This is a genomic window from Aliiroseovarius sp. YM-037 (assembly GCF_048060095.1).
Classification (GTDB): domain Bacteria; phylum Pseudomonadota; class Alphaproteobacteria; order Rhodobacterales; family Rhodobacteraceae; genus JBLUOA01.
The window spans coordinates 1,652,462-1,673,079 of the sequence record NZ_JBLUOA010000001.1 but is presented as its reverse complement, the minus strand read 5'-3'; the positions used below and the strand labels follow the sequence as shown (position 1 = coordinate 1,673,079).

At 59.8% G+C, this 20,618-nt stretch carries 17 protein-coding genes; 5 read left to right on the top strand and 12 right to left on the bottom strand.

Features of this window, described 5'->3' with window-relative positions:
* Window positions 1-10: 10 nt before the first annotated feature.
* Window positions 11-538: a component of SufBCD complex gene (locus ACEWPJ_RS08265; protein WP_416512341.1), complete on the bottom strand. Its 528-nt coding sequence runs from the start codon at window positions 536-538 to the stop codon at window positions 11-13.
* Between the two features lie 115 nt (window positions 539-653).
* Here ACEWPJ_RS08265 and hemB point away from each other — a divergent pair, with 115 nt between their 5' ends.
* The 4 genes from hemB (at window position 654) to ACEWPJ_RS08245 (ending at window position 4,568) form a co-directional block, all read left to right on the top strand.
* Window positions 654-1,652, top strand: a complete 999-nt coding sequence (gene hemB / locus ACEWPJ_RS08260) for a porphobilinogen synthase (RefSeq protein WP_416512339.1) — start codon at window positions 654-656, stop codon at window positions 1,650-1,652.
* A 201-nt stretch (window positions 1,653-1,853) separates the two neighbouring features.
* Window positions 1,854-2,288 carry a universal stress protein gene (locus ACEWPJ_RS08255; RefSeq protein WP_416512337.1) on the top strand — a complete coding sequence of 145 codons (435 nt, stop codon included), beginning with the start codon at window positions 1,854-1,856 and terminating at the stop codon, window positions 2,286-2,288.
* A 43-nt stretch (window positions 2,289-2,331) separates the two neighbouring features.
* Entirely contained in the window at window positions 2,332-3,834 is a 1,503-nt protein-coding gene (locus ACEWPJ_RS08250; RefSeq protein ID WP_416512335.1) for an alanine/glycine:cation symporter family protein, read from the top strand.
* A 173-nt stretch (window positions 3,835-4,007) separates the two neighbouring features.
* The gene (locus ACEWPJ_RS08245; protein WP_416512333.1) at window positions 4,008-4,568 is read left to right on the top strand and encodes a YSC84-related protein; all 561 of its coding nucleotides are present in this window, start codon (window positions 4,008-4,010) and stop codon (window positions 4,566-4,568) included.
* Between the two features lie 63 nt (window positions 4,569-4,631).
* Here ACEWPJ_RS08245 and ACEWPJ_RS08240 read toward each other — a convergent pair whose 3' ends face one another.
* Both ACEWPJ_RS08240 and ACEWPJ_RS08235 read right to left on the bottom strand, forming a co-directional pair.
* Entirely contained in the window at window positions 4,632-5,267 is a 636-nt protein-coding gene (locus ACEWPJ_RS08240) for an FMN-binding negative transcriptional regulator (RefSeq protein WP_416512331.1), read from the bottom strand.
* A gap of 42 nt (window positions 5,268-5,309) precedes the next feature.
* The gene (locus ACEWPJ_RS08235; RefSeq protein ID WP_416512329.1) at window positions 5,310-6,182 is read right to left on the bottom strand and encodes an NAD(P)-dependent oxidoreductase; all 873 of its coding nucleotides are present in this window, start codon (window positions 6,180-6,182) and stop codon (window positions 5,310-5,312) included.
* Window positions 6,183-6,262: 80 nt separating this feature from the next.
* Here ACEWPJ_RS08235 and ACEWPJ_RS08230 point away from each other — a divergent pair, with 80 nt between their 5' ends.
* A complete protein-coding gene (locus ACEWPJ_RS08230) occupies window positions 6,263-8,728 on the top strand; it encodes a penicillin acylase family protein (RefSeq protein WP_416512327.1) in 2,466 nt (821 codons plus the stop codon).
* Window positions 8,729-8,731: 3 nt separating this feature from the next.
* Here the strand turns inward: ACEWPJ_RS08230 and hflX are convergent, their stop codons facing one another.
* From hflX to dusB, 9 genes are all read right to left on the bottom strand, one after another.
* Window positions 8,732-10,009 carry a GTPase HflX gene (gene hflX, locus ACEWPJ_RS08225; protein WP_416512326.1) on the bottom strand — a complete coding sequence of 426 codons (1,278 nt, stop codon included), beginning with the start codon at window positions 10,007-10,009 and terminating at the stop codon, window positions 8,732-8,734.
* A 3-nt stretch (window positions 10,010-10,012) separates the two neighbouring features.
* Entirely contained in the window at window positions 10,013-10,246 is a 234-nt protein-coding gene (gene hfq / locus ACEWPJ_RS08220; RefSeq protein WP_039003554.1) for an RNA chaperone Hfq, read from the bottom strand.
* 136 nt (window positions 10,247-10,382) lie between these two features.
* Window positions 10,383-11,903, bottom strand: coding sequence for a TrkH family potassium uptake protein (locus ACEWPJ_RS08215; protein WP_416512323.1), 1,521 nt, complete (start codon window positions 11,901-11,903; stop codon window positions 10,383-10,385).
* A 3-nt stretch (window positions 11,904-11,906) separates the two neighbouring features.
* Window positions 11,907-13,283 carry a Trk system potassium transporter TrkA gene (gene trkA, locus ACEWPJ_RS08210; RefSeq protein WP_416512321.1) on the bottom strand — a complete coding sequence of 459 codons (1,377 nt, stop codon included), beginning with the start codon at window positions 13,281-13,283 and terminating at the stop codon, window positions 11,907-11,909.
* 61 nt (window positions 13,284-13,344) lie between these two features.
* Window positions 13,345-14,751 (bottom strand): sigma-54-dependent transcriptional regulator, encoded by a 1,407-nt coding sequence (locus ACEWPJ_RS08205; protein ID WP_416512319.1) that lies wholly within the window; start codon window positions 14,749-14,751, stop codon window positions 13,345-13,347.
* Window positions 14,752-14,755: 4 nt separating this feature from the next.
* Complete coding sequence (locus tag ACEWPJ_RS08200; RefSeq protein WP_416512317.1) at window positions 14,756-17,020, bottom strand: ATP-binding protein; 2,265 nt, start codon at window positions 17,018-17,020, stop codon at window positions 14,756-14,758.
* Window positions 17,021-17,118: 98 nt separating this feature from the next.
* Window positions 17,119-18,486 (bottom strand): response regulator, encoded by a 1,368-nt coding sequence (locus ACEWPJ_RS08195; protein ID WP_416512316.1) that lies wholly within the window; start codon window positions 18,484-18,486, stop codon window positions 17,119-17,121.
* Window positions 18,486-19,565 carry a two-component system sensor histidine kinase NtrB gene (locus ACEWPJ_RS08190; protein ID WP_416512314.1) on the bottom strand — a complete coding sequence of 360 codons (1,080 nt, stop codon included), beginning with the start codon at window positions 19,563-19,565 and terminating at the stop codon, window positions 18,486-18,488. The genes ACEWPJ_RS08195 and ACEWPJ_RS08190 overlap by 1 nt, the downstream gene beginning before the upstream one ends.
* Window positions 19,562-20,548 carry a tRNA dihydrouridine synthase DusB gene (gene dusB, locus ACEWPJ_RS08185; RefSeq protein ID WP_416512312.1) on the bottom strand — a complete coding sequence of 329 codons (987 nt, stop codon included), beginning with the start codon at window positions 20,546-20,548 and terminating at the stop codon, window positions 19,562-19,564. The genes ACEWPJ_RS08190 and dusB overlap by 4 nt, the downstream gene beginning before the upstream one ends.
* Between the last annotated feature and the right edge of the window lie 70 nt (window positions 20,549-20,618).

Genomic DNA, 20,618 nt, shown 5'->3' with positions numbered 1-20,618 from the left:
GTGTTCTCCGTCAGCCGCCCAGAACACCGAAAGTGACGTTCTGATACATGCCCCACATCGCCGTCACGAAGATCGAGATCATACCAATCAGCTGCGTCCAAAGGCGGTGGTTATACATCCGCTTGCAGAGATCTTCGCCCGTCGGTTCATCCCTAACGAACGCTCGCGCGGTTTGCAGGCTAAGCATGGCGACAAAGCTCATCGGAAACAGCAGTAGAAAGACGGCTTGCGCAAATTCGACCCGGTAGTGAAAGCCAAGCAGGGCGAGGCTTGTCAAAACGAAGAATCCGAACGCCATCAACCAGACACCCGAGACATTTGCGATATAGATCATGCGCGATGTGTTGATCCGCACCATATCCTCAAGATCAGCCATCGCCTCACCACCATTGCGCCGCGCCCGCAGCACGAGGTCGTAGGGAACGCCCAGCACCCAATGGCTTGTGGACGACCACAAAACGGCCAACGCGATCCAGAACCAAAGGTTTGAAAAGGACCGCATGTCGATCAGTTCGAATACGGTCTGATACCAGTCCAATTCTGCGTCCCCGTTTTGCCTGTTTTCGGACTTTATCGCCGCAATTGGGGATATGCCAGCTTGAGGTGAAGCGCAATCCGTGCAACCCAAGGGAAACGATTTTCTGAGGTTTGATATGCGTCCGACCGTTGCCCCCTACCCGACCGCCCGCTTCAGACGGTTGCGCCGCACCCCAGCACTTCGGGCGCTGACGCGCGAAACGCACTTAAGCGTGGATGACCTGATCTGGCCGGTATTCGTGACCGGTGGCAAGGGTCAGCGCGTGCCCGTCGCCTCCATGCCAGGGGTGGAGCGTCTTTCGGTCGATCTGGTCGTGAAGGCTGCCAAGAAAGCCCGCGATCTGGGAATCCCCGCGATCTGCATCTTTCCCTACACCCAGAAATCGCTGCGGACTGAGGATTGCAAAGAGGCTTGGAGCCCCGACAATCTGTCAAACCAAGCCATCCGCGCGATCAAGGACGCGGTGCCGGAGATCGCAGTGATGACGGATGTCGCGCTCGACCCCTACAACGCCAACGGCCACGATGGGATCGTGCGTAATGGCGAAATCGTCAATGACGAAACGGTTGATGCACTGGTCAAGATGGCGTTGGCGCAGGCGGATGCGGGAGCGGACATCATTGGCCCGTCTGACATGATGGACGGACGGATCGGCGCGATCCGAAACGCGCTTGAGGCCGACGGTCGCCATAACGTCGCCCTGCTTTCCTACACCGCGAAATACGCGAGCGCTTTTTACGGCCCGTTTCGGGATGCCGTTGGCGCATCCGGCGCGCTGAAGGGCGACAAGAAAACCTATCAGATGGACCCCGCCAACAGTGATGAGGCGCTGCGGCTGGTCGAACGCGACCTGACCGAAGGGGCCGATATGGTGATGGTGAAGCCGGGGATGCCCTACCTCGATATCTGCCGCAGGGTGAAAGACACCTTTGGCGTGCCGACCTTCGCCTATCAGGTTTCCGGCGAATACGCTATGATCGTGGCGGCGTCCCAGAACGGTTGGGTCGATGGCGAATACGTGATGGTCGAAAGCCTGCAGGCCTTCAAACGCGCAGGATGCGATGGGATTCTGACTTATTTCGCGCCACGGGTGGCAAAGCTCCTGAACCTGTGATTGCGCCCAACGTAAGCTGAATTCAGCCTGAAAAACGACCAAATCGCCCGTTTTGGTCCAATTTCCCGCGCGTTTCTTCAAAAACTGGATATAGTCGAACGCGAGAGTGGCCTGCACACTTCGCGCGACAGTTGCAGTCCGGCGTAAGATCGGACGCAGGTGCACCCAACCGACAACCGGTTTGACCGCAAGGAGGGACAGATGAACAACAAGGTTTTATTGGCCGTGGACGGAAGCCCCGGCAGCGAAAGGGCGCTGGACTACGCTGCGGCCCGTGCCAAGATCGGCGGGGCCAAGATGGTCGTCGCCTATGTGATTGAATGGTCCGCCTACAGTTTCAATACACCGGAAGAAAACGCCGAACGGCATAAGCGGCGCGAGCAAGAAATCGAGCGCGCCAAAAGTTCGGTCGTGGAGCCGGCAGCGGCAAAGCTGAAAGCCGAAGGGATCGATGTCGAAACCATCGTGAACCACGGCCCTCCTGCCGAAACCCTGATCCGACTGGCCGAAGAACACGACGTTGCGCAGATCGTGATCGGGCGCCGGGGGCAAAGCGGAATCAAGGCGCTGCTGTTTGGTTCGGTCGCTGCGAACCTGATCCAGACATCCCCTGTCCCTGTCGTGGTTGTTCCCTAAAGGGGCGCTGCATCTTTCGTGATTCAACAGAGAGGACTTTCGCATGACGCGCCTAATAACCTCGATCTTCGTCCTGATCTGCCTCGCCCTTCCCGCGCAGGCCGGCATTGACGAAACCATCAACAACATCACCGCACCGATCGCGACGCTGATCGGGCAAATCGTCTTTTTCAAGATCCCGGTTTTCGGGGCGAACCTGCCGCTTGTCGTGTTGTGGCTTGTCGCCGGGGCGGTGTTCTTCACCTTCTACATGGGCTTCGTGAACCTGCGCGGTTTCGGTCACGCCATCCGGCTTGTCCGGGGCGACTACGCCGACCCGAACAGCGCCGGTGAGGTCAGCCATTTCCAAGCGCTCGCCACGGCGGTGTCCGGCACTGTCGGTATCGGCAACATCGGCGGCGTCGCCGTCGCCGTGACCGTCGGCGGCCCCGGCGCGACCTTCTGGCTGATCGTCGCAGGGTTTTTGGGCATGTCGACCAAATTTGTCGAATGTACGCTCGGCGTGAAGTATCGGAACGAAAACCCGGATGCGTCCGTTTCCGGCGGGCCGATGTATTACCTGCGTCAAGGCTTTGCCCAACGTGGTATGGAAGGCTTTGGCAAGTTCATGGGCACGTTCTACGCCATCGGTATCTTTATCGGGGCACTCGGGATCGGCAATATGTTCCAGTCGAACCAGGCCTATGTGCAGTTGAACGGTGTGACCGGCGGGCGGCTTGACGGGCTCGGCTGGTTGGTTGGGTTGATCCTTGCCGGGGTCGTCTTTTCCGTCATCATCGGCGGTATCAAGTCCATCGCGCGTGTGACCGAAAAGATCGTTCCATTCATGGCGGTGTTCTACTGCGTCTTTGCGATCATCGTTATCCTGATGAACGTCACCACGATCCCGACGGCCATCGGCAACATCTTTAGCGGAGCCTTTACCGGCGAAGGTGTCACCGGCGGTGCCCTCGGCGCGATGATCATTGGTTTCCAACGGGCTGTGTTTTCGAACGAAGCGGGGATCGGCTCCGCTTCTATCGCACACGCTGCGGTTAAGACGGACGAGCCGGTGACAGAGGGCTACGTTTCCCTGCTGGAGCCGTTCATCGACACTATCGTGATTTGCACTATCACCGCGCTGGTGATCGGCACGTCGCAAGTGGCCGATCCGAACTTTGCCAATGGTGCCGAAGGGGTCGCGATGACCTCTGCCGCGTTTGAACGTCAGCTTAGCTGGTTCCCGCTGCCGCTTGCTTTCGCGGCACTGCTGTTCGCGTTCTCGACGATGATCTCGTGGTCTTACTATGGCCTCAAGGGCTGGACCTATCTGTTTGGCGAAGGCCAGACCGGGCAGACGATCTACAAGCTGATCTTCTGCGCGTTCGTCGCACTGGGCTGCGTCGTCCAACTGGGGCCGATCCTCGACATCTCGGACGCGCTGGTCTTCCTGATCTGTGTTCCGAACATCCTCGGCCTCTACTTCCTCGCGCCCATCGTGAAGGCGGAAATGAACGCCTATCGCGCGAAACTCGCGAGTGGAGAGATCAAGGTTTTCAAACACTAATTCCCGCATAACGGGAAACCGGCCCTCGCACCCCGCGTGCGGGGGCCTTTTTTGTCCGCAGATTTTATCAATCCGGTGCATCAACGGATGACAATCGGCGGCGTTTGGCTTAGGTTATTGTCAAGCGGCATCAAAAAGTCGCGCTAAGTCAGGCAACCACAAAGGCGAAAGATATGAGCAGTTTCTCACGGCGGAGCTTTATCGTCAGCGCAGGCGCAGCTGCGGCCAGCACGGCGGCATGTAGCAACGGCATCGGTAGCAACGGGGCCGAAACCATCGATTCCCGCGTCGCATCGACGCGTAACTTTATGTATCAGCAATATCCGGGCACGCAGGATTTGCGGAACAAGTCAGCAGGTATGCTGATCATGCCGCTGGTCACCGAGGCCGGGTTTGGCGTCGGCGGGTCCTACGGACGCGGCGCGTTGCAGATCAATGACGTGACGGTCGATTACTATTCTGCGGCCTCGGCCAGTTTCGGCCTTCAGATCGGCGCGCAGCAGTTTGCGCACGTGCTGTTCTTCATGACCGAAGAAGCGCTCGCTGAATTCCGGCGTGGCAGCGGATGGGCCGCGGGCGGTGACATCGAATATGCGGTCAGCGACCGGGGTGGCAATCTGGGTGTCGACACGACAACTGTTTTGGACCCCATCATCGCGGTGGTCTTTGGCCAAGCTGGTTTGCATGTTGGCGCGACCCTTGAAGGCACGAAATACACCCGGATCATTCCGTAAGGTTTACTGGCCTAAACGAAGTAAGCGTATGCCTGACATCGGTTGGGCATACGGACATGTCATCTACTTGGCGGCGCGCTTCACTAGATCGGACATCGATGCGGCATCGGCGGTGTTTTCATCCAGCAGGCCCAGTTCGACCCCTACCCTATCTTGATCGTTCTTGTTCTGACTGACCTTCCAGTTGCCGTTCAGCGTTTCGACTTCGATCTCGAAACCAACAAGCCCTTTTAGCTGTCGTTCCAAGAACTCCGCGGGGGCATCCGTCACAGCCCACGGCGTCGCCCGATTGCCTTCGTGACGATTGGTCAATTCGGCCAGATGTTCCATAAGCCAATCGTGATCCCGGCAAAACCGAAGCACCCCATGCGCGTGAACGACGGCGTAGTTCCACGTCGGGACGACCTTGCCATGCTCTTGCTTTGACGCATACCAAGACGGCGTTATGTAGGCGTGCGGCCCCTGAAATATCGCCAGCACTTCAACATCACGCTCCGTTTTTCGCCAAAGCGGGTTGGCGGCGGCAAGGTGGCCGCGAATGTTGCCGTTTTCGGAAAGCTCTGGATGGATGACCAGCGGAATGTGATCCGCGGATAGACCGCCCGTCGCCGCAGACACGAGCGTTGCAAACGGATGCGCTTTCATCAACGCCTGCATCACGTCGATACGGGTTTCCCGGAACAGAGGGGGTTGAAACATGATCGCATCCTTTGCTTGCGGGCGTTCAGCCCGCTATCTGACCTAACCGAGCGCCCGAAGCCTTTTCACAAGGCTCGACGTGTCCCACCGTCCGCCGCCCATCTTCTGTACATCTTTGTAAAACTGATCGACGAGCGCCGTCACTGGCAGGCTCGCCCCGTTTTCATTCGCCGTGCTGAGGCAGATGCCAAGGTCTTTGCGCATCCAGTCAACGGCGAAGCCATGTTCGAATTCGTCGTCGATCATGGTTTCGTAACGGTTCGACATCTGCCAGCTTCCCGCCGCGCCCTGGCTGATGACTTCGACAACGTCGCGGCCATCCAGCCCGGCCTTTTCCGCAAAATGCAGCGCCTCGGACAAGCCTTGCACCAGCCCGGCGATGGCAATCTGGTTGCACATCTTGGTCAATTGACCCGCACCTACGTCGCCCAAACGGCGACAAATCCGGGCGTATGCCGCGATAATCGGATCCGCTTGATCATATGCGGTCTGATCGCCGCCGCACATGACGGACAGGGCGCCATTTTCCGCCCCCGCCTGCCCGCCCGAAATCGGCGCGTCGACAAAGCTAAGGCCGCGTGATGTCGCGATATCGCTAAGCTCCTGCGTGACCGCTGCGGAAACCGTGGTGTGATCGACAAATACTGCGCCGTCGTCCATCCCTGCAAACGCCCCATCAGGCCCGTCGCACACCCCGCGCAGATCATCGTCATTCCCGACGCAGGCCATCACGAACGCCGCGCCCTTCGCCGCCTCGCGCGGTGTTGTGGCCATCGCGCCGCCATGTTGGTCGACCCAAGCCTCGGCCTTCGCGCTTGTGCGGTTATAGACCGTCACCTCATGCCCTGCGGCGGCGAGATGCCCGGCCATTGGATAGCCCATGACCCCAAGGCCCAAAAACGCGACTTTTGCCATGGCTCAATCCTTCCGTTTGCCTTCAATCTGTGTTCCCCTTAATGAAGGGGCCGCGCTGAGGCGTCAACAAAGGGGTTGGGATGGCACAGGTCTTTCGCTGGTTGCTCAGGATAGTGGTTGTGCTGCTTCTCCTGATCGCCCTTACAATCGGCGTTGTGTATCATTTGGCCAGCAAATCGCTGCCGCCCTACAATGCGGAATACGACGTCGCGAGCGTTAATCAGCCCTTCGAAATTGTCCGCACGAACTCTGCGGTTCCCCATATCCTCGCAAAAACCGATGAGGACGCGTTCTTTGGCCTTGGGTTCGTCCACGCACAGGACCGACTGTGGCAAATGGAGCGGTTGCGCCGCACCGCGCAAGGGCGCTTGTCAGAGCTTCTCGGGCCGGAAATGATCGAGATTGACGCGCAAATGCGGCGGCTCAATATCTATAATCTGGCGCTGCAATCGGTGTCGGCGCAGGACGCCCAGACGCTTGACGCGCTAAACGCCTATTCCGCCGGGGTGAACGCGTGGTTGGAGCAGGTCAGCATGGGCACCCATGGCCGCGGTGCGCCGGAACTGTTCATGTATGGCCGGGACATTGCACCGTGGCAGCCTGCTGATTCAATCGCGCTGCTCAAGCTCATGGCCGTTCAGATGTCATCGAAGCTGGAGGAAGAAGTGATCCGCGCCCGCCTGTCGCTGATTTTGCCAGAAGAGCGCTTGAAGGACATCCTGCCCGACGCCCCCGGCCCCGGCCTAGCGGAGCTTCCGGAGTATGCGGAGCTGTTTCCCGGCATCACGCCGAGCACGGAGCCGCTGCGGGTCGCGACCAATCCGCTGTCTCCGTTCAAAGGGCGCGACCGTGCGGGCGCTTCAAACGCATGGGCCGCCGCGCCGGAACGGTCCGCAGCGGGCGGCACGTTGCTTGCCAATGATCCGCATTTCGAATTCACCGCACCGTCAATCTGGTATCTTGCTCGGATGGATTTCACCGAAGGCGGTCTGATCGGCGCGACGATCCCCGGCATCCCGATTATTCTGAGCGGCCGCAGCGATTACCTTGGGTGGGCGATCACGGCGTCCTACCTCGACGATCTCGACGTGTTTATCGAGCGCCTGAACCCCGACAATCCTGAGCAATACCAGACGCAGGATGGTTTTGCCAATTTCATAACAGAAGAAGTTGAGATCAAGGTGAAAGGCGGCTCACCCGTGCCGCTTACTCTTCGCTGGACGCAGAACGGCCCCGTCCTGCCCGGCACCCACGCGGGTTTGGAGCATATCACGCCGCCGGGGCACGTCGCGTCGGTGTCGTGGACGGCACTGTCGCCCCGCGATACGTCGCTTAGCGCGGCGATCCGCATCATGCGGTCGCAATCCGTCGATCAGGCGATTGAGGCGGGCGAAGATTTCATCGCACCGTCGATGAACCTGACGCTCGCCGGTGGCGATACGGTCGCGATGAAAACACTCGGCGCGTTCCCGCTTCGCGCGCTTCGGCATCAAAGTCAGGGGCGCTACCCGAGCCAAGGTTGGTTGCCGGAAAACCGCTGGCAAGGCCGCGCGGGCTATGCCGGGAACCCCGCTTTCAAAGATCCCGCAGGCGGCGTGCTGGGTAACACGAACAACAAGATCGTCGACCGGATTTTCCCCTTCCACATGAGCTTTGTCTGGGGCGATACGCAACGGGTGCAGCGCTGGGAACACTTGATGCAAAGCCGCGAGGTTCACACCCGCGATAGCTTTGTCGAGGCGCAGCTTGATACCGTCAGTTTTACTGCCCGCGCCCTGTTGCCGCTGGTCGCAGCCGACCTTTGGTATACCGGCGATGCCGCCCCCGATGGCAGCGCCGAACGTCGCCGGGTTCAGGCGCTCGCGATGCTTGCCGAATGGAACGGTGAGATGAATGAACATCTGCCCGAGCCGCTGATCTACGCCGCGTGGATGCGGGCGTTGCAGGATCGCCTGATCCGGGATGAACTTGGCCGCCTGTCGCAGGGTTTTCGGCATGTGGAGCCACTGTTTATTGAGCGTGTCTTCCGCGACGTTGAAGGGGCCGGGATTTGGTGTGACGTGATCCAGTCAGCGCCTGTTGAGACCTGCACAGAGATCGCGCGGCAATCACTGGATGACGCGCTGCTTTGGATCGACGAAACCTATGGTGGAACGCTTGAATCCCTGCGCTGGGGCGACGCGCACCTAGCGGTGCAGGATCATCCGACCCTTGGCGAAGTTCCGTTTCTCGGCTGGTTTCTGAACATCCGCCAGTCGACCAGCGGCGGCGACAATACCCTGATGCGTGGGCTGACCTCCGGGGCGCCGAACGCGCCGTTCCAGAACGTGCACGGGGCTGGGTATCGCGGGGTCTATGACTTCTCTGACCCCGACAGTTCGGTGTTCATCATTTCCACCGGGCAATCGGGACATCCGCTGTCGCGTCACTACGATGATCTGGGGGAGCTTTGGCGCCGGGGCGAGTATATTCCGATGTCGCTGGATCCGGACCTCGCCCGCGCTGCGGCGGATGGCATCATCATCATGAACCCGGCGGCGGAGTAGCCGTTAAAGCCTGCGAAACGCCTTCGCCTGACGTGCGGTCCAGAGGACGCGGAGCGAGAACCCATCCTCTGTCTGCTCCTCATCCTCAATGACGCCCTGTTCAAACAACCACGCCCGCTTGCGCCCTTCGGAGAATGGGAGGAGCAGCGTTTGCTCTGTCTTAGGCTCCGTCAAAGCGGCAGAGACCGCGTCGAGCAACTCCGGCACCCCTTCCCCGGTCAAAGCAGAAATCGCGAACAGATCGTCCTGCCGCGCGGCTGTCGTTTCAAGTTGCCGCCGCGTTTCAGCGTCCAGTTCATCGAGCTTGTTCAACACCTCGATCCGGGGCGTCGTTTCGGAAATCCCGAGTTCGGTCAGAATCTCTTCGACATCGTTCGCCTGTGCCTCGGTCTCAGGGTGCGAAATATCACGGACATGCAGGATCAGATCGGCGCCCAGCACTTCCTCAAGCGTTGCGCGAAAGGCTGCGACAAGCTGGGTCGGCAGGTCCGAGATGAAACCAACCGTGTCTGACAAGATCACATCCCGGCCAGACGGCAGCGTGACCGACCGCATCGTCGGGTCAAGCGTCGCAAACAGCATGTCTTTCGCCATCACCTTCGCGCCCGTCATGTGGTTGAACAGCGTGGATTTGCCCGCGTTGGTATAACCCACTAGCGCCACGACCGGATACGGCACCTTCGCCCGTGCGGCGCGATGAAGCTGCCGGGTTTTGACCACCTTCGACAACTGTTTCTGAAGCCTGTTGATCTGATCGTCGATCGCGCGGCGGTCTGCCTCAATCTGCGTCTCGCCGGGGCCGCCGACGAAGCCGAGTCCGCCGCGCTGCCGTTCAAGGTGGGTCCATGCCCGCACAAGCCGCGTGCGTTGATAAGACAGTGCTGCCATCTCAACCTGCAATACACCCTCGCGGGTCGCGGCTCGGTCCGAGAAAATCTCAAGGATCAGGCCCGTGCGGTCGAGGATTTTGACCTTCCACTCGCGTTCCAGATTGCGCTGCTGAACCGGCGTGACCGGACCGTCGATCAGGACGAGTTCAACCTCATGCTCTTTGAACAGCTGACCGAGTTCCTCGGTCTTTCCCGATCCAAACAGATAACCGGGCCGAATGGCGGACAGGCGCACGATATCGGCCCCGACCACCTCAAGCCCTGGCAATGCACCCGCCAATGCGCGCGCCTCGCCCAACGCGTGGCTCGCATTGCGGCGCTGTCGATCAGAGGTGAGTTCAGGGTGCAGAACCCAGGCGCGGGTTGCGATTTCGCCGTGTTCGACGGTCAACGGTTACTCTTCACCATCGTAAAGGCTGATTGGCTGCGACGGCATGATCGTTGAAATCGCGTGCTTGTAGACCAGCTGTGATTGACCATCGCGGCGCAGAAGGACGCAGAAATTGTCAAACCACGTAATCACGCCCTGCAATTTGACCCCGTTGATCAGAAAGATCGTCACCGGAACCTTTGTCTTGCGCACATGATTGAGGAATGCGTCCTGCAGGTTTTGTTTATCGGCAGCCATCGGATTCACGCCCTTTTTTCGGTCTTATGCCCTCGCGGTGGGCCTTTCAGTATCAAGTTTAAGAGTATGGGGATTATTTTATCAAGATTCCACCCAAAAAAATCAGCCCGTTACGGACCTATCCATTACCCGCCGATCATGATCGCCACAAGTCAGGATTCAGCAAAGCGATAATGGCGAGGGTCTCAAGCCTGCCGACCACCATCGCGGCTGCAAGGATCATCTTCGCCGCACTGCCCATTGCGCTGTAGGCGACCGGCGTTTCAGCCGCGACCGAGGCCAACGGCCCCGTGGTTGACAGCGATGCAACCGTCAGAACGATCGTCGTTTCGAAGGTCAGACCGGTCAGTGAAAGCGAGACCATCACGACCGCGACGGAGAGGGCAAACAGCATGAAGAAGATCCACGCCATGTAAGCCCCCTGCCGTCTGAGGTGCCGGGCCTCAGCGCCGCTGCCCCCAACCGATGACGGATGGACGAGCCTGTCCATCTCCCGCAGCCCGTGCTTGTAGAGCGCATAGACCCGCAGCAGCTTGACCCCACCCGCGGTGGTCGCGACCCCGCCGCCGACCAGCGACAGCCCGACAAGGATCAACCCCGGTGTTTCAAGCCCGGACCAGCCTCGCGCCTCTGACCAGTCGCCGGATTCAAACCCGGCGGTGGACAGGAACGACAAGACAGTAAACGCGCTGCCCCATAGCGCTTTCAGCGCGGCGATGGCGTTTTCTTCATCATCGACTTCATAAGCGCCGACCCAGTGGCGCACGAACAACAGCGTTGGCACCATCACGATAAAAAACAGGCCCATTCGAAATTCTGGATCGCGCGACAGGCGGGAAATCGATTCTGACTGCGTTTCCGGCGCGAAGGTCAGGCGTGAGATAGCGAAGAACAGGAAGATGAAGATCAGCCCTTCACCCACATAGCCCGCATTGCCGTTTGAAATCCCGCCAATCGGGGAAATCCCGCTGGTCGCGAGCGTCGACATCGCATGACACACCGCAACGAATGGGCTTTCCCCCGCGAGGATCAGGAATATCCAAAGGGCGAGCGTCAGGCCGGAGTAAATCGGAAGCAACGTTATCGCATGTTTCGCGAGGCGTTTTGACGGGTCCGCGCCGCCCTCGACCTGCGAATAATACGTGCCCGTCAACCCGATGCGAGACCGAGAGGTAACCTCAAACCCGCCAAGGTTCAGCGGCGCGAGCACCGCGATCCCCATCACCCAGACGAAAAACCCACCCATCCAGCCGACAATCGCCCGCCACAGATGCAGCGTCGAAACCAGCCGCCCCGGTTCATCAAACAGCGTCGCCCCGGTAGTCGTCAGCGACGACACCATTTCGAAATAGGCGTTAAGGAACGACGTGTTCTGGAGCGTTTCGTAGAACGGGATCGCCAGCAGCGCGGGCAGAACCAGATAGGTGCTTAGCAACGCGACCAAGTGGCTACGGGCCACAGAACGTGATGGGTTGTTCGCCGTCGCAATCGCAATAAGGGACGTGAGCGTCAACAACAGAACGCCCGCATAAAGAAAGACGCGGGCGGCGTGCAGTTCCCGCACCAGATAGCCATAGGTCGCCGGGAACAGCATCGCGATCGCGCCCAGCCCCATCAGGATGACGATCAACGGAAGGGAAAGGAGCCGCTGGATCATGACTCAGAAAAAGTCGATCGAGACCTGAAGCAACCGTTCGACTTCCGGCACGTCTGCGGCCAGTGAGAATAGAACGATCACGTCGCCCTCTTCGATCCGGGTGCCGCCCGTGGGTCGCACGATCTTGTCGCCCTTCTGGACAGCCCCGACAAGGACACCTTCAGGGAAATCAACGTCGCGGATCGCTTGGCCGGAGATCGGGGATGTCGACAGCACTTGCGCCTCGATGACCTCAGCCTCGGCGTCGCCAATCGAATAGATGTCGCGGACGCGGCCATGGCGGATGTGGCGCAGGATTGAACTGACGGTCGTGGCACGGGGATTGATATAGGCGTCGATGTCGAGCGGACCCATCAGCGGCGTCAGGGTCGGGTCGTTCACCAGACAGATCGCCATCGGACATCCCGCCGCCTTGGCCCGCACCGCCACCAGCATGTTGGTTTTGTCGTCGTCCGTGACGGCAAGCACGGCGTCGGCACGGTCGATATTTGCTTCCGACAGCAACTCCGCGCTCATCCCGTCGCCGTTCAGAACAATCGTGCGTTCAAGCGCATCGGCGGCCCGTTCCGCACAGCGGCGGTTCTTTTCGATCACCTTGGCGCGGATGCGGGTCGCTTGTTTCTCAAGACGGCTTGCCACCGCAAGGCCGACATTGCCACCGCCGATGATGACAACGCGTTCCTGTTTCTTCGAATCTTTGCCGAAGACTTCCATTGTTCTATTGATATCAGCGGATTGCGTGACGACGTAAATCTCATCCCCCGCGAAAAGCTGATCCCCCGGCTCTGGCGCGAACAGCGATCCTTCACGCCGCACCCCGACAACAATGGCCGTAAGTGTGGAAAATAGATCGGTGAGCTGCCGAAGCGGGGTGTTGAGGACGGGGCAGTCCTCCTCCAGCAAGATACCAAGAAGCTGGACGCGCCCCTCCAGAAAACTCTCCGTATCGAAGGCAGACGGGGCCGAAAGCCGCTGCAGGGCAGCCGCGGCAACCTCCCGTTCGGGACTAATCACCACATCGATTGGCATGTGGTCGCGCCGATAAAGGTCAGAGTAGATCGCGTCGAGGTAACTTTGCGCCCTCAGCCGCGCGATCTTGCGCGGGACCGCGAAAACCGAATGGGCCACCTGACAGGTGACCATGTTGACCTCATCCGAATGGGTCGCGGCGATAATCATGTCGGCGTCACGGGCACCCGCGCGGGTCAGGATATCAGGGTAGCTCGCGAACCCCGCAATCCCCTGCACGTCAAGCGTATCCGTCGCACGGCGCACAAGTTCGGCGTTGTTGTCGACCACGGTAACATCGTTATTCTCGCTGGACAGATGACGGGCGATTTGCCAGCCAACCTGTCCTGCCCCACAGATGATAACTTTCATGCGTTCTACCTTTGGCGGCCGCGGGCTTCATCCATGGCAGAAGCCAATGCTGCGGTCAATCTCAGGCGTCGGTCGTGTCCTCAACATGCGCGACCCGCGATCCGGCCTTGTTCGACGTGACCACGTTCAGCGATTTCAGCTTTCTGTGCAGTGCTGACCGCTCCATCCCGACAAAGCTGGCCGTGCGGCTGATATTGCCGCCAAATCGGTTGATCTGCGTCATTAGGTATTCGCGCTCAAACAGCTCTCTCGCCTCGCGCAATGGCAGCGTCGCAAGCGAGCCTGACAGCACGACGCGGTCCGTATCGGCGCTGGGTTCGTCGGGCTGGGGCAGTTCTTTCGCCTCAATCGGGCCGTTGCCATTGCCAAGGATCAGCACCCGCTCCAGCACGTTCTTCAGCTGACGCACATTGCCCGGCCACATCATCGTCTGAAGCAACGCCTGCGCCTCGCCGCTGAGTTCGCGCAGCGGCAAGCCCTGATTGGTGTTTAGCGCTTCGATGAAATGTTCGGCAAGCTCCGGTATATCCTCGCGGCGTTCTTCAAGGGAGGGAACAGAGATCGGAACCACATTCAAACGGTGGTAGAGTTCTTGACGGAAGTTGCCCGCGCTAATCTCGCTCTCCAAGTCTTTGTTCGTGCTGGAAATAACGCGAATATCGACGTGAGTTTTCGAAACCCCTCCAACACGCTGGAATTGTTGATCCACAAGCACGCGCAGGATTTTCGACTGCGTTCCGGCGGGCATGTCGGCGACTTCGTCAAAGTAAAGCACGCCGCCGTTCGCCTGTTCCAGCATCCCTGGTTCGATAGTCCCCTCTGGCGTTTCGCGTCCAAACAGAACCTCCTCCATCCGGTCGGGTTCGATCGACGCAGAATTGACCGTGATAAAAGGCGCGTCCGCCCGATTTGAATTCGCGTGGATATAGCGCGCGGCGACTTCCTTACCCGACCCGGCAGGCCCAGTCAGCATCACGCGACCGTTGGATTTCGTCACCTTATCAAGTTGCGATTTCAACACCTTGAAGGCAGAACTTGATCCGATCATCTCGCCCAGACCATCATCCTTGCGCCGAAGCTCCGTATTTTCGCGCCGCAAGCGCGATGTTTCCATCGCGCGGCTGATGACGACCATCAATTGATCAATGTTGAACGGCTTTTCGATGAAGTCATACGCCCCTTGTTTGATCGCAGCGACGGCAATTTCGATGTTGCCGTGGCCCGAGATGATGACAATCGGAATATCAGGTCGGTCACGCTTGACCGCTTTCAGGATGTCGATCCCGTCCATATCGCTGTCTTTCAGCCAGATATCGAGGATCATCAACGCCGGTGGCTCTGCCTCGATCTGCGACATGCAGTCGTCGGAGTTTGCGGCCAACCGGGTCGTGAAACCCTCATCCTTCAGGATGTCCGCGATCAACTCCCTAATATCGCGTTCGTCGTCAACAATCAGAATATCGCCCATATCATCACACCTCACTGTCATGGACCGCATTTGCGGCATACCGCTCGTTAATCAGCCCGAGCGGCAAATTGATTACGGCGCAGGCGCCGCGGTGGTCATTGCCTTCAAAAATCTCTGCATCTTCCAGCGACAGGGTGCCGCCGTGTTCTTCGATAATCTTGCGCACAATCGGCAGGCCAAGGCCGGTGCCCGATGCGCGCGTGGTCACGTAGGGTTCAAACAGTTGCGCCCGATCCTCGGGCAGTCCGACACCGTTATCTGCAATCCTGATCCGAACGCGATCATTCTCAATCGTCATGTTCAGGCGCACTTCGGGTTGATAGCCATCAGGTGCGCCATTTTCGACAAGACTTTCCGTGGCTTCGCCAGCGTTCTTAATCAGGTTCGTGAGTGCTTGGGATACCATGGTGGCATCGACCTCGGCCTCCAGCGGACCCTCTGGCAGCGAGACAGAGAACCGCACCTCTTCCTGTGCCGTTTCGCGCAGAAGCACGGCGTCTTTCACGATTTTCAGCAGATCTTCGCGCCGCCGCTCTGGTTCGGGCATACGGGCGAATTTAGAGAATTCATCCACGATCCGCCGCAAATCGCCGGTCTGACGGATAATGACGTCTGTGTATTGGTCCAGCTGCTCTGCGTCCTCCCCAGCGACGCCGCGGAACTTGCGTTTGATCCGCTCCGCCGAAAGCTGAATCGGGGTCAGCGGGTTCTTAATTTCATGCGCGATGCGTCGGGCAACGTCGCCCCACGCCGCCATGCGTTGGGCTGACACGAGGTCGGTTACATCGTCAAAGGCGATCACGTAGCCTTCAAGTTTTCCCCCAGCGTTCCGGCGTGTCGACATCCGCACCAGCAGGTTTTCCAGCTTGCCGTTTCGGGCCAGCTTGATTTCGCGCTGCGCAACCTCGCTGCCGCTTTCCGAAAGGTCGGAGAAAAGTTCAGCAAACTCCGGTACGGCGTCGGACAACTTCTGGCTTGGGTTGTCGGGATCAAGCGACAAAAGCCGTTCGGCAGAGCGGTTGACGAACGCCACCTGCCCTTCGGCATCAAGCCCGATGACGCCCGCCGTGACCGAGGACAGCACGGAATCAAACAGCCGCCGCCGCCGCTCCGTCTGTCGGTTGTTTTCCAGCAGCGTTTCCCGTTGCCCCTTTAGCTGCCGGGTCATCTGGTTGAACAGTCGGGCGAGCATGGCGATTTCGTCGTCGCCCTCATCCTCAAGAACCTGCACGTCCAGATCCCCCGCCCCGACTTGCTGCGCTGCGCCAGCGAGCCGCCCGACCGGCCGGGCAAGGCGCTCCGCAAACCACAAGCCAAGCCAGATCGCGGCAAGGATCAGGATCACCGCAAAGCCCAGATAAAGCAGGCCAAATTCAAACAACAGCCGCCCGCGTTCGCTTTCCAATTGCTGATAAAGCAGCACGGTTTCCTGCGTGTCATCAAGAAGGCTCAGGATATCGCCATCGACGTTTCGGCTGACGTAGAGGATACGGTCTGCAAAGCTTGGCAGTCCGACAAGGGCGCGGAATTCGTTGTTGTCCCAGTCTTCGATGATGACCGTTTCGCCGGACAGCGCGCGCTGCATTTCCTCGTCACTGGGGCGTTCAAAATCGAACAGGTAGGATCGTTCGCCCCGCGCCCGAATCTCGCCGGAGCCGTCAATCACGTAAGCCTCGCGCAGGCCACGTTGGACGAGCGCTTGGCCCTGCGTCAAAATCTGCCGCAAATCCCCATCGGGCAACAGAAACGCCGCCTGTCGGGCTGCGTTGATATATTGCGAAAGCGCCTCGGCGTCCTGCACCAGATCGCGGCGGTGTTCTTCTTCATAGGCTTCGGCGGCAGCAAGTGACGTGCCAAGAACATTCCGCACCCGGTCGGAAAACCATCCCTCTAACCCGAAATTCACGGTGATGGCGGCGAATACGGCGACAAGCACCGTCGGCACCAGCGCGACAAAGGCGAATACCCCGGTCAAACGCAGGTGCAATCGAGAGCCTGCCGATTTCGCCCGACGGGCAGCGACCATCCGGGCGACGCGCTGCATCACCAGCGCCGCAACGACCAGCACATAAACGAGGTCTGCCAGCAGAATCAGTCGCAGGCCCGATGCCCGCGACCCTTCGTCGAGCGGTCCGAGGACAAGGAAGGTGACAAGGGCCAGAACCGGGCCCAGAACCACGAGTCCAAAGGTCGTTATATTCTGAAAACGCCGTTGGCGCCGCAGGCGGCTGACCTTTTCCCATGTTGCACGTCGTGCAGGGCTCGGCATGTGCCGACCTCATCTGATTGTGCTGCTCGTGCAGCGGACCGCCAAATCTGGTGGCTTATTTTCGGCTGGCGCCGAATAGCCACTCTTCTGTTGCGCTTTTACATCAACTTACGGCGGCGTGTCACGCGAATATCGAGGTCGGTGATTTTCTTGCGCAAAGTATTGCGGTTCAGGCCAAGTAATTCGGCGCATTTCGCCTGATTTCCGGCGGTGGCGTCCAGCGCGATTTCGATCAGTGGATGCTCCATCTCTCGCAGGATTCGCGGATAAAGGCCGGGCGGCGGCAATGCGCCGCCGTGCATATCGAAATAACGGCGCAGATGCCGAGCGACGGATTGCGATAGCTGATCGCCATAATCCGCGCCGTTGCCGGCCGCGGTCGGGGTATGGGTGCCAAGGATCGCCTCAAGCTCCGCCTTTGAGATTTCGTCGGTCGCGCTTGTCAGGGTCAGACGCCGCACGGTGTTTTCCAATTGGCGCACGTTGCCGGGCCACGGAAAGCTGCGCATCCAGTCAAGTGCCGGGGCCGAAAGTTGTCGCTTGTTTCCACCACCCGCCGCGCTTTGCGCAAGGAAATGATCGGCCAGCACGTCAATATCATCCACCCGATCGCGAAGCGGCGGCACGGTGATCGGCACACCTGCCAAGCGGTAAAACAAATCTTCGCGGTAGTCGCCGTCTGCGGTCTTGCGGTCCAGATCGACACGACTGGTCGAGATGATGCGCGGCCCGGTATCGGTGAGGTTATCAAGCGTTCGGACAAGCCGGGCCTGTGCCGCGTCGTCAAGATCGGCGACCTCATCCAGCAACAATGTGCCACCGCGCACCTCGGTCAGCAGCCGTGCGGTTTTGTCCGGGTCCGAAAGCTCCTCTGCCCCCGCGACCACGAAGGGCAATGTGCGCCGGTCGCACAAATCATGGATCGCGCGTGCGATCAGCGATTTTCCCGACCCGCTTTCGCCAGTGACGAGAACCGGCAGGTCGGCGTTCATTACGCGTGCGACCAGCCGATAAAGCTCTTGCATTGCCGCACTTTTGCCGACCAGCGGCAGGTCTTGCGTCTCGGCATCTTCGGTCGTTTCGCCCGTCTGGCGGGCGGGTTTGCGCTGCTCCAACGCTTTTGCTGCGCGTTTCATCAGGTCCGGCAGATCGAACGGTTTTGGCAGGTAGTCATACGCCTCGGCTTCTGCCGCTTGAATGGCGGTCATGATCGTGTTTTGGGCGGAGATGACGATGACCGGAAGATCGGGGCGTTCCTCGGCAATCTTCGGCAACATCTCAAGGCCGTTGCCGTCCGGCATGACAACGTCCGAGATTACAAGCTCCCCCTTCCCTTCATCGACCCACCGCATCAGCGTCGTCAGCGACGACGTCGCGTGCACCTTGCATCCGGCGCGGGTCAGCGCTTGCGTCAAAACCGTGCGAATGGTGCGGTCGTCGTCTGCAATAAGGACAGTGCCGTCCATCAGTCAGCTCCTTCGGTTTCTTTGGCGAGGGGGAGTGATAGTCGAAAGACCGTGCGGCCCGGTGCGCTGTTCGCGGTGATCCAGCCCTCGTGATCCGCCACGATCTTGCTAACGAGCGCGAGGCCGAGGCCCGTGCCGTTTTCATGGCCAGACACGAAGGGTTCAAACACATGATCGGCGATTTCCGGCGGCAGCCCGTTGCCGTTGTCGATGACCTCAACCTGCAACGGCAGTCCAAAGGCGGAGCCGTCTGGCCGACGCAGGTGCATACTGTGGTCGTAGAAGGTGCGCAGGGTGATAGTCGCGTCGTCGACCCCGGCAAGCGCAGCGGCAGCGTTGCGGATCAGGTTGTGAAACACCTGAAGCAGTTGATCGGGGTCCGCGAATGTGTCGGGCAATGACGGGTCATAGTCATCCTTGATTGCGACATTTGACGCAAATCCGACCTGCGCCGAGCGTCGCGCCTGATCGAGCACATCGTGCAGATTCACCCGGCGGCGCGAGGGCGGCAAGAGGTTGCCGAACTGCTCCACCTGATCGAGCAGTTTCAGAATGCGGCGGGTTTCGGCAACAATCAGGTCGGTCATCTCCCGATCCTCTCCGGACAGGCCCATCGACAAAAGCTGCGCGGCCCCCGTGATCCCCGCCAGCGGGTTCTTGATTTCATGCGCCAGAAGTTCGGCCATTCCAATCGCGGATTTCACGACCGATGATCCGCCGCGCGGATGCCCAAGCTGGCCAGAGATTTCGCGCGGTGTGATCAGGATCAGCAGGTATTCGACACTGTCGCCAAGCGGCGCGATCTGGATCTGGCACAGGATCCCCGCCCGCGCGACACTGCCAAGCACGGCGTCGTTGATGAATATACCGGAATGCCCTGCGATGACGCGGGCGATGGCATCGGGCAGCGATGCGTCGCAGATCAGCTTGTCCGTGATGGTGCCACCGATGAGCGCCTTGCGGGAGAGGTTCAGGAAACTCTCTGCCGCCGGGTTGCTATCGGTAATGATCCCGTCCGCCTTTACGATCAGCGCAGACGACGGCAGGGACGCCCAGAGGGTTGGGTCGTCAACGCTCATGCGACGGCCCTCGGCACTGCATGACCGACGGCATCCGGCAACAGGCGCAGGACAGTCTGCGGGTCACGCTCTGTCAGGATAGACTTGCGAAGCCCCTGCCCCGTTTCCACATAGTCCATATACCAGCCAAGATGTTTCCGCGCGACCCGCACGCCCAGCGTTTCGCCATAGAAGGACAGCATCGCCTCGTAGTGGTTTGCCACCATATCGGCAAAGGCCGACCCTGCCGGGATGTCCGGCGCTGGAGTGTCGTAGATCGCGTGCGCAATCTCCGCCAGCCGCCACGGTGCACCTTGTGCACCCCGGCCAATCATAACGCCATCCGCACCGGACAGGCGCAGCGCCTCGCGCGCTGTTGCGGCGTCGGTAATATCGCCGTTCGCGATGACAGGGATCGACACCGCATCCCTTATCGCGCGGATTGCGGCCCAGTTTGCGCGGCCCTTGTAGAACTGACACCGCGTGCGCCCGTGGATCGTCACCATCTGGATACCGCTCGCCTCAGCCCGCCGGGCAAGCTCCGCCGCGTTCAGTGTTGCGTCGTCCCAACCCAGCCGGGTTTTCAGCGTGACGGGAATATCGACCGCTGCAACCACCGCGTCGATCAGAGAGATCGCGTGATCGAGGTCACGCAACAGCGCCGATCCCGAATAGCCGTTCACGACTTTCTTGGCCGGACAGCCCATGTTGATGTCGATTAACCGCGCGCCGTTGGCCTCAACCTGCCGGGCGGCTTCGGCCATCCAATACGCTTCCCGCCCGGCGATCTGAACAGACGTGTTGGCAAGGCCAAATCCCAGCTCTGCCTTTTCGCGGACGCCGGGCTTCGCCTGCACCATCTCCTGACTCGCAACCATTTCGCTGACGACCAGACCTGCGCCGAACCCCGCGACAAGTGTGCGAAACGGCAGGTCCGTGATCCCCGCAAGCGGAGCCAGAAAAACAGGTGGATCAATGGGAAGGGGGCCGATCGAAAGCGTCAACTGCCTAATCCTTGTGCATACGGGTTTCTACGGTCCAAGGCCGAAATGAACAATAATTAGGCGGTATTAT